9 protein-coding genes are annotated in these 14,068 nt (G+C 71.5%); 5 read left to right on the top strand and 4 right to left on the bottom strand.

Annotated features, from left to right (window positions below; translation table 11 throughout):
• Positions 1-2,734: acyltransferase domain-containing protein (locus tag AB0H32_RS41145; protein ID WP_361132404.1), on the top strand; the 2,734-nt coding region annotated here is incomplete at its 5' end.
• Between the two features lie 380 nt (positions 2,735-3,114).
• Here the strand turns inward: AB0H32_RS41145 and surE are convergent.
• From surE to AB0H32_RS41130, 3 genes are all read right to left on the bottom strand, one after another.
• Positions 3,115-4,017, bottom strand: a complete 903-nt coding sequence (gene surE, locus AB0H32_RS41140; protein WP_361132401.1) for a 5'/3'-nucleotidase SurE — start codon at positions 4,015-4,017, stop codon at positions 3,115-3,117.
• 144 nt (positions 4,018-4,161) lie between these two features.
• Positions 4,162-5,406, bottom strand: a complete 1,245-nt coding sequence (locus AB0H32_RS41135) for an MFS transporter (protein ID WP_361132398.1) — start codon at positions 5,404-5,406, stop codon at positions 4,162-4,164.
• A gap of 664 nt (positions 5,407-6,070) precedes the next feature.
• Positions 6,071-7,426, bottom strand: coding sequence for a hypothetical protein (locus AB0H32_RS41130; RefSeq protein WP_361132395.1), 1,356 nt, complete (start codon positions 7,424-7,426; stop codon positions 6,071-6,073).
• Between the two features lie 116 nt (positions 7,427-7,542).
• On the opposite strand from AB0H32_RS41130, the gene AB0H32_RS41125 reads away from it, so the two are divergent.
• Entirely contained in the window at positions 7,543-8,550 is a 1,008-nt protein-coding gene (locus tag AB0H32_RS41125; protein ID WP_361132392.1) for a LacI family DNA-binding transcriptional regulator, read from the top strand.
• Positions 8,551-8,875: 325 nt separating this feature from the next.
• Here AB0H32_RS41125 and AB0H32_RS41120 read toward each other — a convergent pair whose 3' ends face one another.
• The gene (locus AB0H32_RS41120; RefSeq protein ID WP_361132389.1) at positions 8,876-9,841 is read right to left on the bottom strand and encodes an alpha/beta hydrolase; all 966 of its coding nucleotides are present in this window, start codon (positions 9,839-9,841) and stop codon (positions 8,876-8,878) included.
• 423 nt (positions 9,842-10,264) lie between these two features.
• On the opposite strand from AB0H32_RS41120, the gene AB0H32_RS41115 reads away from it, so the two are divergent.
• The 3 genes from AB0H32_RS41115 to AB0H32_RS41105 all read left to right on the top strand — a co-directional run.
• Complete coding sequence (locus tag AB0H32_RS41115; protein ID WP_361132386.1) at positions 10,265-11,890, top strand: AMP-binding protein; 1,626 nt, start codon at positions 10,265-10,267, stop codon at positions 11,888-11,890.
• A 91-nt stretch (positions 11,891-11,981) separates the two neighbouring features.
• Entirely contained in the window at positions 11,982-12,479 is a 498-nt protein-coding gene (locus tag AB0H32_RS41110) for a thioesterase family protein (protein WP_361132383.1), read from the top strand.
• Positions 12,480-12,577: 98 nt separating this feature from the next.
• The coding region (locus tag AB0H32_RS41105) for an FAD-dependent monooxygenase (RefSeq protein WP_361132380.1) at positions 12,578-14,068 on the top strand (1,491 nt) is incomplete at its 3' end.

The following is a 14,068-nucleotide window of genomic DNA, read 5'->3' as shown; positions in this document are numbered from 1 at the left end:
CACGTGGGAGACGTTCGAGCGGGCGGGCATCGACGCGGAGTCTTTGCGGGGCAGCCGCACCGGGGTCTTCGTCGGCTCCGGATACCAGGACTACGTCAACCTCCTGGTCGGGGTGGGCGGCGAGTCCGACGGCCATCTCGGGACCGGTAACTCCGCCAGTGTGATGTCCGGCCGCATCGCCTACACCTTCGGCCTTGAGGGCCCGGCGGTCACCGTCGACACGGCGTGTTCGTCGTCGCTGGTGGCACTGCACTGGGCGATCCAGGCGCTGCGCGGCGGCGAGTGCTCCATGGCGCTGGCCGGGGGCGTGCAGGTGATGACCACGCCTACCGCGTTCGTGGAGTTCAGCCGCCAGCGCGGGCTGGCCGCCGACGGCCGCTGCAAGGCGTTCGGCGCCGGGGCCGACGGCACCGGCTGGGCCGAGGGCGTCGGCATGCTCCTGGTGGAGCGGCTGTCCGACGCCCGCCGGCGTGGGCACCGGGTGCTGGCCGTGGTGCGGGGCAGCGCCGTGAACCAGGACGGTGCGTCCAACGGCCTGACCGCGCCCAACGGCCCCGCGCAGCAGCGCGTCATCCGCCAGGCCCTGGCATCGGCCGGCCTGTCTCCCGCCCAGATCGACGCCGTGGAGGCGCACGGCACGGGCACGAGGCTGGGTGACCCGATCGAGGCGCAGGCGCTGCTCGCCACGTACGGCCGGGAGCGGCCGGAGGGACAGCCGCTGTGGCTGGGCTCGCTGAAGTCCAACATCGGTCACTCGCAGGCGGCCGCGGGTGTCGGCGGCATCATCAAGATGGTCATGGCGATGCGCCACGGCGTTCTCCCGCGGACCCTGCACGTGGACGAGCCGACGCCGCACGTGGACTGGTCGGCCGGTGACGTCCGGCTGCTGACCGAGGCCGTGCAGTGGCCGGAGACCGAACACCCGCGCCGGGCCGCCGTGTCGTCCTTCGGCGTCAGCGGCACCAACGCCCACACGATCATCGAGCAGGCGCCGGCCCAGGACGAGGTGCCCGCAGGGGCTCCCGCCGACGGCCCCCTGGCCTGGGTACTCTCCGCCAGGAGCGACGCGGCGCTGCAGGCCCAGGCGGCCCGGCTGCTGCCCTTGGTGCGGGGCGAGGTCCGGCCGCAGGACGTCGGGCTGTCGCTGGCCACGACCCGCGCGGCCATGCGTCACCGGGCCGCGGTCGTGGGGGAGAACCGTGAGGAACTGCTCCTCGGGCTGGAGGACCTGGCCGCCGGAACCCCTTCGTCCCGTGTGCTGCTGGGGCGCCCGGCCGGCGGCAAGACCGGCTTCCTCTTCTCCGGGCAGGGCTCGCAGCGCATCGGCATGGGGCGCGAGCTGTACGCGGCGTTCCCCGTCTTCGCCAGGGCCTACGACGAGGTGTGCGCCCAGCTGGACGCCCCGGTCGACGTCGAGGCCGCAACGCTGAACCGGACCGGGTTCACCCAGCCCGCGCTCTTCGCGGTCGAGGTGGCACTGTTCCGGCTCCTCGAATCCTTGGGCGTCCGGCCCGACTTCGTCGTGGGCCACTCCGTGGGCGAGATCGCCGCCGCGCACGTGGCCGGTGCGCTGTCCCTGGGCGACGCGGCGAAGCTGGTGTCCGCCCGTGCCGCGCTGATGCAGGCGCTGCCCGCGGGCGGCGCGATGGTCGCCGTGCAGGCCACCGAAGAGGAAGTCCGGTCCCATCTCACGGACGGGGTGAGCATCGCCGCGGTCAACGGCCCCTCGTCGGTGGTGGTTTCCGGTGACGAGACGGCGGCCCTGGTGATCGCCGCGGCCTTCGCCGCACAGGGCCGCAAGACGTCGCGGCTGAAGGTCAGCCACGCCTTCCACTCGCCGCTGATGGACCCGATGCTGGAGGAGTTCGCACAGGTCGTCCGTGGCCTGGCCTTCGAGAAGCCGCAGCTCCCCGTCGTCTCCAACCTCACGGGCCGGCTCGTCGAGGCCTACACCCCCGAGTACTGGGTCCGGCACGTCCGCGAGGCCGTCCGCTTCGCGGACGGTGTCCGGACCCTGCACGACCTGGGCGTGAAGACCTTCATCGAGATCGGCCCGGGCGGTGTCCTCAGCGGCATGGCGCAAGCCTGCCTGGACGGCCCCGTCACGGTGCCGATGCTGCGTGCCGACCGCCCCGAGCGGCAGGCGCTCGTCACGGCTCTCGCGCACCTGCACACCCACGGCGTCGCGGTGGACTGGAGCGTCTTATTCGCCGGTGCGCGGAAGACCGAGCTGCCGACGTACGCGTTCGAGCACGAGCGGTACTGGGTGCAGACCCAGCAGCCCGCCGCTGCCGCCGCGGCGGTGGACCCGGTGGACGCGGAGTTCTGGGAGACCGTGGAGCGCGAGGACTTGCAGGCCCTTGCCGAGACCCTGGACATCGGGGCAGGGGACGCGTTCAGCGACGTGCTGCCGAGGCTGTCGTCGTGGCGGCGGCAGCGCAAGGAACAGTCCGCCGTCGACGACCGGCGCTACCACGAGTCGTGGAAGCGCCTGGGCGAGCCCGCTCCGGCCGGCATCGGCGGCACCTGGCTGTTGGCCGTGCCCGAGGAGGAGAACGAGCAGACCGCCGCGGTCCGCACCGCTCTCACGGCTCGGGGCGCCACTCTGAAGACGCTGGTCGTCGGCGCGTCGAGCGACCGCGCCGGTCTGGCCGGGGAGCTGGCCGGGATCGGGGCGGTCGACGGCGGCCGATCCGCACCGCCGGGTACTAACGGCTCGCCGTGGTACGGGTGACCAGGCGACAATGGAGCCGACATCGCCCGGCAGGCAAGGGCACGACATGCGCGGAGGCAGCAGCGGTGACCGGTCGCCGCCCTCGTCGGTCGGCGCCGGCGCAGATGCGGCAGCGGTGGTGGTCGACCGAGCGGGTGTGGTGTTGTTCAGCACGCCCGGAGCCAGAACCCTGGGCCGGGGCGGCGGTTGCCGGTTGGGCGATGAGTGCTGCCAGGGAAAGTGCCAGTGCCAGGGCCGTCGAGGCGAGTGGCGAGCGGTGCCTCTTCACTTCTCCTCCAGGGTGCGTGGTGCGCAGGACAGTGGACGGGCTGGTGCGGACGCGGGCCGCTCCTCCCCGGTGACCTGAGGTGCCGGGGAGGAGGCGGGTGTGCCGTGCCTGCCTACGGACGCAGGCCGGCGAGGAGACGTGCCGTCCTGGCGAAGCCGGCAGTGCCGGTGTTCCAGTCGGGGGAGATGGGGGTGATGGACACCTTGTCGGCGCTGATCGCCTCCACATCGCCGCCCTTCTGAGCCGGTGCTGAGACCACGTTGGCGTTCACTTTCCAGGTCCCGTCACCGGAGTCGGTGTAGTCCGCCTTCAGGACGGGCTGCGGATCCTGCGTCGTGAGGGAGGCACCGAGGGCGGTCCCCTTGCCGTCGGGACCGACCACCGGGTGGTTGACGTTCAGGCCCACTCCCTCGGGCAGCAACCGCCCGTTCGTCGCGCGGGCCTTGAGACGTTCGATGAGCTTGACGGTGAAGTCGCCGGTGGGCCGCATCGCGTTGACGACGGGCCCCGGCACCGGAGCCGTCAGTCCGCCGGTGCTCACCGCGATGGCGGGCACACCCTGTTCCAGCGCGGCCACCGCGCCGCCCACGGTTCCGGAGTGGGTGGCGAGGGCGGCCAGGTTGGGCCCGAAGTTCGTTCCGGAGACCACCAGGTCCGGCGCGCGGTCCGCGAACACCTCGGACAGTCCGAAGGAGACCGCGTCACCAGGAGTGCCGTCCACGGCCCAAACCCGGGGCTCGGGGTGCTTGACCGTGAGCGTGGTGCTGCTCATCATCTTCGTCCCGGTGCCGCTCTGGTTGGTGAGCGGGGCGACGATGGTCACGTCGTAGCCCGCAGCGGTGAGCCGCTGGAAGAGGGTGCGGATTCCGACGGCGTCGAAACCGTCGTCGTTGGTGAGCAGGATGCGCAGCGGGCCGGCCGGTGTGCCCGGTGCGGCGCTCGCCGGTACCGCGCCGACAAGGGCCGGCGTGCTCAGCAGCAGCGCGGCCAGGGGCAGGACTCGCGTGCGTCTCACGAAGTGCTCCTTCGATCAGGGAGGAGAAAAAGGGAGGACGGGGTGGCGGGGTGGCGGGAGGACGGGCCTACGTGGTGACAAGCACCGGCCGGCGTAAGCAGCCTGCATGCGCCGGCCGGGGCTCTTCGCGGACGGAACCCGTGGTCAGCGCACTCCTCGGATCGGCAGGATGGCCAGTGCGCCCAGCAGGGAGAGGGCCCCGCCGAGGAGGAACAGCGGGGTGTATCCCCCGAGCGCGGTGACGACGGTGGAGGCGACGAACGGTGCGATGATCTGGGGGCCCGCGTTGGCGATGTTCAGGACGCCCATGTCGCGGGCGGCGTCCTCCTGACGGGGCAGGACGAGCGTGACCACCGCGGTGTCCACCGCCATGAAGCACCCGAAGGCGAGTCCGTTGAGGGCGCTGAAGACCAGCATGCCCGGCCATGTGGGGCTGATGACGGGGACCGTCGTCACCAGGCCGGCGAGCGCGGCCGACAGCCCGACGAAGATCTTGCGTCGGTTCCAGCGGTCGGACAGCAGACCTCCGACCACCGTGGACACGGCCATCGCGCCCATCGAGACAGGGGTGAGGATCGCCATCGCCTCGGTCGGGGCCAGGCTCTCGGGCAGCGCGATGTGGTCGTCGAGGATGTACAACTGGTACGCCATGACCGAGAAGTAGCCGAGCACCATCAGCGCCCGTCCGATGAAGGCCCACCGGAAGTCGTGGTGGGCCAGGGCGGACAGGAAGGCGGCCAGCCGCTCGCGTCGTGGGACAGGAGGCGAGGGCGCTCGACGCGGAACGTCTCGGCAGACGCCGGTGAGTAGCAATGCCGCGCCTGCCGCCACCGCTCCGAGCACCAGGTACCCGACCTGCAGCCGGCCGGCCGTCTGCGAGGCGATCATCACGCCGAGGGTGCCGCCGATCGGCAGTCCCAGTCCGACGAGGGCGGAGGCCGTGCCCCGGCGGGCGGGCGGAATCCGGTCCGGTACGACGGCGGTGACGGCGGCCTGGTAGACGTTCATCGTCGCCTGTACCAGGCACCATCCGATGCCGACCAGCAGGGTGGTGCGCACGGTGCCGAGGAAGGCCAGCCCGGCGAGCGAGGCGAGCGCGCCACCGAGGATCCAGGGGTTCCTGCGGCCGGTGCGGTCCGACAGGGCGCCGGCGATGGGGTTGAACGCGGTGGCGAAAACGGCGCTCACACCGCCCACGACGCCCAGGACGGTGACTTTGTGGGCCGGGTCCATCTGAGCGATCTGGGTCGGCAGCAGCACCGAGCCGACGCCCATGTACACGGCGAGCATGGAGGAGTTGGCGAGCAGGAGGAGCAGCATGAGGCCGCGTCGGCGGGGCTCATGCGCCGTGGCCGTCGCTTTCGGCTGGATGAGTTCATCAGTGGTCATGGGCACCACCGGGCAGTACGGGCGCGTGGTCCGCGCAGCGGGGGGCGGAGCAGGGCATGGCGACTCCTCGGACGGGGAGCTGAGAGCTGAACTGAGGTGGTGAAGCGGCGAACGCTGGATGACGACGTGCGCATGCGGCGGCACCCGCGGAACTGGGTGGTTACACGTGTTGAATCAGCGGTGTTGCCTTGTGTAGCACTCGTGGCGCGTTTTGAGTAGGTGCTTGGCGAGATTTGCAGGCATCGCCACTGTCGGGTGGATCCCAGATCGTTACTCGTGTAGCTTTATCTCGAGATGAACATGTCGCAAAATTGACGGTCGTCAAGTGTGCGGAATAATTCGCGCGGACCGGCTCGGCGTCGGCCGGTCCCGCCGGGCCTTCGCCCGGTCTGCTCTGCGCCCCCGGCGCGGCCGTCCGGCGCCGGGGGCGTCGGCGGTTGCGACATGGAGGCCGTCGTAGCCGGCCACGAGGATGTGCCCAACGATTCGCAGGACCCGCTCTTCCCGTACGGCCACGGGCTGGACGTCGAGCCGCACATGCGCTGAACGGACCCTGTTCAAGAGGCCGTTGGCGCAGTGGCGTCAGGGCGGCGGCGCGGCGGCCTCGGGGGCGTTGCCGGATCGAGAGCCGTCGTGTCCGGCAACGCCCCCCTCGCGGGTGCGGCTACCAGCCGCCGCCGAAGGAGTTCCAGCAGCCCCATCGCTGCGGGGCGGCCCCGCCCGTCGCACCGTCGTCGCGCAGCTCGGCCGGCGCGTCCATGACCGTCGCGGGAGGTGCGACCGGGTCGCGGCCGGTGCGCGCCGGGCCGGTCGCGGGGAACACCACCGCCACGGGGGCCGGTGCCCCGCACCATGGTGAGGGCCGCCTGAGGGCAGCGTCCGGGATGCCGGGGCGGATGCCGGGGAGCCGGTTCAGCAGCACCTCGACCGCGGTTTCCGTGATCGGACGAGCCGCGTCCTCGGCGCGACAACCGTGGGAATCGGTGCCCCAGGCCAGATGTGCCCGCGTGCGCAAGGCCGGTGTGTCCTGGAGCTCCGGGTCGGCGTTCGCCGCTGCCAGACAGGGAATCACCAGGTCACCGGCGTGCATGCGGTACCCCGCCAGGACCGTGTCCGCAGTTGCCCAGCGTCCGGTGGTGTTCGGCAGCGGTGCGGCCGTGCACAGCGCGTGCTCGACCAGGCGCGGCACCAGGTCGCCGGGCCTCGTCGCCGCAGCCGGCCCGTCCTGGGCGGGGAACACGCGGACCGCGTTGCCGATCCGGCTGACGGCGCCCTCGCCGCCGATCAGGACGAGATCCAGCAGATTGTGGGCGATCTCGTCATCGGTCAGCGGGGCTTCCTGGGCCGGCCACGACGCAAGGTCCGGTCCCGGTGCGACACTCCGTTCGGCCACGAGCCGGCGCAGGGCGTTGAGCAGATCCGCCTCCGCGGGCGCCGCGCAGGGGAGGGCGTTCGCGATGGTCTTGACCAGTGGGTCGATCGTGGTGATCACATCCTCCGACACCCCCGGCGGATGGGCGAACACATGCCACACGAGGGGACGGGAGTATTCGGCCACGAGATCGGCGGTGCCCCGTGCCGCCAAGGCGTCCACGAGAGCGTTCGCCCGGTGCCGGACGAGGCGGCTCAGTTGCCGCAGGTCGATGTGGCCGAGGGCCGCGGTCGTCGCGCGACGGTGTTGCAGGTGCTCCCCCCGTCGAGCCGGGACGCGGCGGGCCGGGGGCCGAGGAGCGGCAGCAGGGGCGAGCCCTCGGGCAGCAGTCCGTGGACCAGGGTGGTCCACCGGCGTGGGTCGCTGGAGTACCGCTCCGTGTTCCAGACGACCTCCAGCACCTCCCGGTAGCACCAACCAGGCCGTGACGCCCGGGTCGATCTCCACCGCGGCGACCGGTCCCCTGCGCCGACGCAGGTCGGCGTACACGGCGTCGAGGTCCTGTTCCAGCCTCTGGCCGTGCAGCGGGGTGAGGCCCACGGTGTACGGGCACGAGGACGGGGAACCGGCATGGCTCCGGGGTTCCATCGGACTCCTTCGGTGGTGGCTCGTACGGTCCTGAGCTGCCTTGCGGCGCCGACCGGTAACGCGTGTAACCTGGGGGAAGCCGGTCAGACGACCGGTGGGACGGGGTAAGGAACGTCATGGGCAAGGAGCCGACCGCACCGGCGGCCGTCACGAGCGCGGATGTGGCGCGTCTGGCGGGGGTGTCGCGGGCGACCGTGTCCTTCGTCCTCAACAACACGCAGGCGCACCGGGTCAGCGCCGGCACCCGTGCCCGGGTGCTGGCGGCGGCACAGCAGCTCGGCTACGTACCGCACGCCGCCGCCCGGTCGCTGCGGGCGGGCCGCAGCAACCTCGTGCTCGTGCCGGCGTCCGTCTCGGCGGTCGGCCGCCTGGTCAGCACCTGGATCGACGATCTGCAGAGCGCGCTGGAAGTCCACGGGTACGTCACCGTGCTGCACGCCGGACGCTTCTCCGACGCCGTGAGCGCCGCCCGGGCCTGGGCCGAGCTGCGCCCGGCGGCGGTGCTGGCCCTCGACGGCGACAGCCTGACCGACCAGGCCGCCGACGTCCTGGGCCGAGCGGGCGTACGGGGCGTCATGGCGTTCGCCTCCCACGTGGTGAAGGGCGTCCACACCGTCGACTTCGACCACGCACGCGTCGGCGCACTCGCCGCCGAGCACCTCGTCGCCCGCGGACGACGGAACATCGGCGTGATCATGCCTCAGGAGCGTGGCCTGGCGACGTTCGCCCGGCCACGCCTGGCCGGAGCCCAGGGCGTCGCCGCCCGCAGCACCGCGACCGTCACCGCGGTCGAGATGTCCTACACCCACGAGTCCGCGGCCGAACTGGCCGGACGCTGGTCCGAGTTGGGCCTGGACGGTGTGTTCGCCTACAACGACGAGTACGCGGCCCTGCTGCTGCACGCGCTGCGCAACAAGGGTTTCACGGTCCCGCAGGACGTGGCCGTGGTCGGAGCCGACGACCTCGTGGTGTCGGCCCTGCAGCAGCCCCCGCTGACGACCGTCCGGCTGGACCTGCCCTTGCCGTCCCAGGTCGCCGCCGCCCTGCACGAGCTGGTCGACCGGGGCACGCCGCCCGACGTCCTGGGCCTGGAACCGGTCCTCGTGCAACGTCAGTCCTCGTGACCCGCGGGGCCGCCGGCATCCGCCCGTGCCTGTGAGGCGGCTGCTTCTCCGGCCGGCAGCGGTATCAAGAACAGCCACAGAAGCAGTGCGGTGCCCGCGCCCGTGGTGGCGCCGGCCAGCGTGTCGCTGAGCCGGTGCGCGTGCAGCGACGTCCGGCCACGGCGGGGTGCCGGCCGATGGGGCTGCCAGGTGGAACATGCGTCGGTACCGGGCCGCAGGGAGCCTGGCGCGGTGACCGGCGGCGTGGCGGGGGGAGCGGCGCCGGACACCGCCCAGCCTCCGTCACGCGTGGGTGTGTCAGCAGCGACGGGTCGGGCGGCCCGGCTCAAACGCCCAGGTGACGGGCGAGGAAAGCGACGCTCCCGGAGACCATCGGCGTCATGTCAGGGGCGCCGAGGAAGATGTGGCCGGCACTTTCCACCGGCTGCAGGGTGACCTGGCCGCCGGCGCGATGGAGGGCCTCGGCGAGCACCTCGCTCTGGCTGTACGGCAGGAGGCGGTCGGCCGTTCCGTGGATCAGGAGGAACGGGGGCGGTGCCGCCTGGCTCGCGTAGGTCACCGGGCTGGCCACGCGGGCGAGCTCGGGCAGCTGCTCGGGGGTGCCGCCCAGCAGCGCCGTGAACGGGTCGGGGTACTCGGCGCCGGGCGGTGCGGGCGGCAGAGCGCGGGAGAGCAGCGGGCCCAGGTCCGTGGCCGCGTACCAGGCGACGACGGCCCGGACGGAGCTGTCCTCGTCCCGTACGCCCTCGCCGCCCTCCAGTGCCGCTTGGGCATCGCTGCCGTCGGCGCGGACGAGCCCCGCGAGGGCGGCCAGGTGGCCTCCCGCCGATTCTCCGCAGACGCCGATCCGGTCCGTGTCGATGCCGAGGTCGGCGGCGAAGCGGCGCACATGGCGGATGGCCGCCTTCGTGTCGTGCAGCTGCGCCGGGAACGGAGCCTCGAGGCTGTGCCGGTAGTCGATGGTCACCACGGCAAGACCGGCGCCCAGGATCATGCCGAACAGCAGCTCGGCGGGCACGGTCGGCGGCGGGAAACGGCGGTCTCCGTCGAGCCAGGCGCCTCCGTGGATCCATACGACGGCCGGTACCGGCTTGTCGGACACCGGAACCCGGACATCGAGCAGGCGCGGCCGGTATCCCGGCGTGCGCGCGTACGTCACTGAGTCGAAGTGGCGCACGCCGTCCTGCCCGACCACCGGGGGAGCGGGGGAGAGGAAGGGCGGCGGCGGCCACTCCAGGCCGATGCCGGGGTCCGGTTGTGCAGCCGGGGCTGTCGGAGGTGATTGCGTCATGCCCGCCTCTCTTTGTGGACGTGTGCTCTGTGGGCGCGTGCCGACGGCTGTGGCGTGCGGGGGCGGAGTGCGCCGGCCACACCTACGGGTTCGCAATTTCGGATGCATGTCTGAAATACCTTGTGTTCGCGCGGGGCTCGACCTAGCTGTGTTACACGTGTAACACATCAGGTCGGACGCGGTAAATGTCTCGACATCGGCAAGTCGGACGGTGTGGCCACTGCGGGTTGCACGAGACATCAGGGGTCGCCGTCCCGTAGGGGGTCCTCATGCTCGGCCCGTGCCGTCCGTGATCGAGGATTCCGCGGGTCTGCTCTGACGGGGCGTCACAAAAATCAATGTCGCGAAATCTTGACGCTCGTCAATTTGGCGAAATACTTGCCGCACTCCCTTCGCTGCCCCCGAGACCGAGGTGTGCGCCCCATGGAGCTCTCCCCATCCGCCCACGTGGACACGTTCTGCCGTGACCGGCTTCCCCCCTTCCGCCTCTGGCCCCAACTGCACTTTGATCTCCCGGAGTTGAGGTATCCGGACCGCCTCAACTGCGCCGCCCGCCTGCTCGACGACACCGTCGGGCACCGGGGTGCGGACCGGCCCTGCCTGCTCACCCCCACCGATCGCTGGACGTACGGCGACCTGCTGCGCCGCGCCAACCAGGTCGCCCAGGTCCTCACCGAGGACCTCGGGCTCGTCCCCGGCAACCGGGTCCTGCTGTGCGGCCCCAACAACCCCTGGCTGGTGGCCGCCTGGTTCGGTGTGCTCAAGGCCGGCGGTGTCGCGGTCACCACGATGCCCCTGCTGCGGGCCGCGGAGCTCACCCAGCTGCACGACATCGGCCGACCGGTCGTCGCACTGTGCGACCACCGGTACCTCGACGAGATCGAGGCCGCCGACACGCCGGGGCTGACGGTCCTCTCCTACGGCGGCGAGGGCGAGGACGACCTGATCCGGCGCTGCGCGGCCAAGGACGGCGTGTTCTCCAACGTCGTCACCGCCGCCGATGACGTGGCGCTCATCGCCTTCACCTCCGGGACGACCGGGAGGCCCAAGGCGACGATGCACTTCCACCGGGACGTGCTCGCCAATGCGGACACGTTCTCCCGGCACATCGTCAAGCCCCGCCCGGACGACATCTTCACCGGCACACCACCGCTGGCCTTCACTTTCGGACTCGGCGGTCTGGTCGTCTTCCCCCTCCGTGCCGGGGCGGCGACGCTCCTCGTCGAGCGGGCATCGCCACAGGAACTGGCCGAACTCGTCGCCGAACACGGCGTCACGGTCCTGTTCACCGCCCCCACCGCGTACCGGGCGATCATGGCTGCCGGTGCCGTGGACCGCCTGGCCGGTCTGCGCAGATGCGTGTCCGCCGGGGAGACTCTGCCCGCGCAGGTGTGGGAGGACTTCCGTGCGGCGACCGGGCTGCGCATCATCGACGGCATCGGCGCCACCGAGATGCTGCACGTGTTCATCTCCGCCGCCGACGACGACATCCGTCCCGGAGCGACCGGCAGGCCCGTCCCGGGATACCGCGCGACGATCGTCGACGACGCCGGTACGCCCGTCCCCGACGGGGAGCCGGGCCTGCTCGCCGTCACCGGCCCGACGGGCTGCCGCTACCTGGACGATCCACGGCAGACGACATACGTCCGGAACGGCTGGAACATCACCGGGGACACCTACCTGCGGGATGCGGACGGCTACTTCCGGTACGTGGCCCGCAGTGACGACATGATCGTCTCCTCCGGATACAACATCGCCGGTCCCGAGGTCGAAAGGGCGCTGCTCGCCCATCCCCACGTGGCGGACTGCGGCGTCGTCGGTGCCCCGGACGCGAGGCGCGGCGCGGTCGTCAAGGCGTACGTGGTCCTGCGGGCCGGAGTTGCCGCCGACGACGTGACCGTGAAGGAACTCCAGAACCACGTCAAGCAGACCATCGCGCCCTACAAGTACCCACGCGCCGTCGAGTTCGTGACCGAACTGCCGCGCACCAGCAACGGAAAACTCCAGCGCGGTGAGCTGCGCCGACGTGCCGCGAACGCGGCCGGCTGACACCCCCTTGCCCGTGACGCGAGCAGCACTCTTCCCCGGCCTGTCACCGGAAGTCCCGCACCCGCCCCGTTCGGCCGACGAAAGGCACCCCGTGGAAACCCCCAGCCCCCGGCGGGCAACCCCCCCACCGATCGGCACCTGTGCCGACGGATCCGCCGAAGCCCGTAAGACGAATCTGCCCAGCATCGTCATCGAGCGCCGGGTCGAGTGGCCCGACACCGACGCCGCCGGTCACTACCACCACTCCACCGTGGTCCGCTGGGTGGAGGCGGCGGAGGCTGCCCTGCTGCGCCGCCTGGGCCTGGCCTACCTCTTCGGCAGTACCCCGCGCGTCCACTTCGAGGCCGACTACCGCGCCCGGCTGTGGTTCGGGGACCTCGTCCGCGTCGAGCTGGGCGTCACCAGGGTCGGGACCGCCTCGCTGAGCTACGCGTTCACCGTGCGCGGCAAGGGTGACGAGGAGGCCGCCACCGGCCGGATGACGATCGCGCACTCCGCCGCACGGGCCTCCGGTGCCACGCCCTGGCCGGCCGAGGTGCGTGACCTCCTGACCGAGGCGGGGGTCCAGGCTCCCGAAATCCTCGGCTGAGCCGGGCAGTTCATGCAGACCCCACTCGTTTATCTAGTTTTCTTGACGATCGTAGGAATTGCGGCATACGTTGTTCCTCGAGCCACAAGGAGGACGCCGTGCGCGTAGCAGTCATCGGCGCAGGGCCCGGCGGGCTGTACTTCGCGGCCCTGGCCAAGCAGCTCTCGCCGCAGTGGGAGATCACTGTCTGGGAGCGCAACGCGGCCGACGACACCTTCGGATTCGGGGTGGTGTTCTCCGACGAGACCCTCGACGGAATCGCGCAGGCCGACCCGGAGATCCACGCGGCCATGTCGGCGGAATTCGCCCGCTGGAGCGACATCGACGTGCGCTACAAGGGCCGGATCCTGACCTCGGGCGGCCACGGTTTCGCCGCTCTCGGCCGTAAACGCCTGCTGCAGATCCTCCAGGAACGGTGTGCAGCACTCGGGGTGGACGTGCGTTACCGCACGCACGCCCCGGCCGCGGCCGAACTCGCCGCCGCCTACGACCTCGTGGTGGCGAGCGACGGCGTACGGTCGCAGACCCGGACCGCGTACGCCCGCACCTTCGGGCCGGACCTGGACGAACGGCACTGCCGTTACATGTGGCTCGCCACCGACAAGGTCTTCGAAGCCTTCACCTTCATCGTCGAGGAACGGGACTTCGGGACCGCGCAGGTCCACGCGTACCCGTTCGACCGCAAACGCAGCACCTTCATCGTCGAGATCGACGAGGAGTCCTGGCGGCGGGCGGGATTCGACTCCTTCGCCGCGCGTGACGTCCCGCCCGGAGCCGACGACGAGGACAGCATCCGGCTGTGCGAGGAGATCCTCGGCGACCACCTCGACGGCCACCGGCTGATACCCAACGGTTCCCGGTGGATCCGCTTCACCACCGTGCGGAACGCGACGTGGCGCCACGAGAACGTCGTGCTGCTCGGCGACGCCGCCCACACCGCGCACTTCTCCATCGGCTCCGGCACCAAGCTCGCCATGGAGGACGCCCTCGCCCTGGCAGCCTGCCTCCACGAGCATCCGGACGTGCCCAGTGCGCTCGCCGCATACGAAGCCGAGCGCAGGCCGGTCGTCGAATCCACGCAGCGGGCCGCACAGGCGAGCCTCGAATGGTTCGAGAACGTCGGCCGTTACACCGGTCAGGAGCCTCACCAGTTCGCGTTCAACCTGCTCACCCGCAGCCGACGGGTCACCTACGACAACCTCCGCGTGCGCGACGAGGCGTTCACCGACGCGGTGGACACCTGGCACGAGGACCGCACGGCGACCGGCAGGCAGGCCGACTCGGCGCCTCCGATGTTCCGGCCGTTCCGGCTGGGCGGTGTGCGCCTGCGCAACCGTGTGGTCGTACCGCCCACCGCGCTGTACTCCGCGCAGAACGGTGTGCCCTCCGACTTCGAACTGGTCCACCTGAGCACGCAGGCGCTGGGCGGCTCGGGACTCGTCATCGCCGGCATGACAGCCGTCGGCGCCGACGGACGGACCACGCCGGGGTGCCCGGGTCTGTACACCGACGAGCAGGAAGCGGCCTGGCGCCGGATCACCGACTTGCCCCCCCGCCCACCGACCCAACCTCGGGCGCTGGCCGCGAGA

This window comes from Streptomyces sp. NPDC020362, from assembly GCF_040642095.1.
Lineage (GTDB): Bacteria > Actinomycetota > Actinomycetes > Streptomycetales > Streptomycetaceae > Streptomyces.
This window is presented reverse-complemented; position numbering and strand designations above follow the sequence as displayed.

What these genes read in the sequence shown, in the direction of transcription:
- AB0H32_RS41130 (WP_361132395.1), bottom strand. Translation starts at nt 7,426, where the DNA reads ATGGAACCCCGGAGCCATGCCGGTTCCCCGTCCTCGTGCCCGTACACC.
- AB0H32_RS41135 (WP_361132398.1), bottom strand. Translation starts at nt 5,406, where the DNA reads ATGACCACTGATGAACTCATCCAGCCGAAAGCGACGGCCACGGCGCAT.
- AB0H32_RS41125 (WP_361132392.1), top strand. Translation starts at nt 7,543, where the DNA reads ATGGGCAAGGAGCCGACCGCACCGGCGGCCGTCACGAGCGCGGATGTG.
- AB0H32_RS41115 (WP_361132386.1), top strand. Translation starts at nt 10,265, where the DNA reads ATGGAGCTCTCCCCATCCGCCCACGTGGACACGTTCTGCCGTGACCGG.
- AB0H32_RS41120 (WP_361132389.1), bottom strand. Translation starts at nt 9,841, where the DNA reads ATGACGCAATCACCTCCGACAGCCCCGGCTGCACAACCGGACCCCGGC.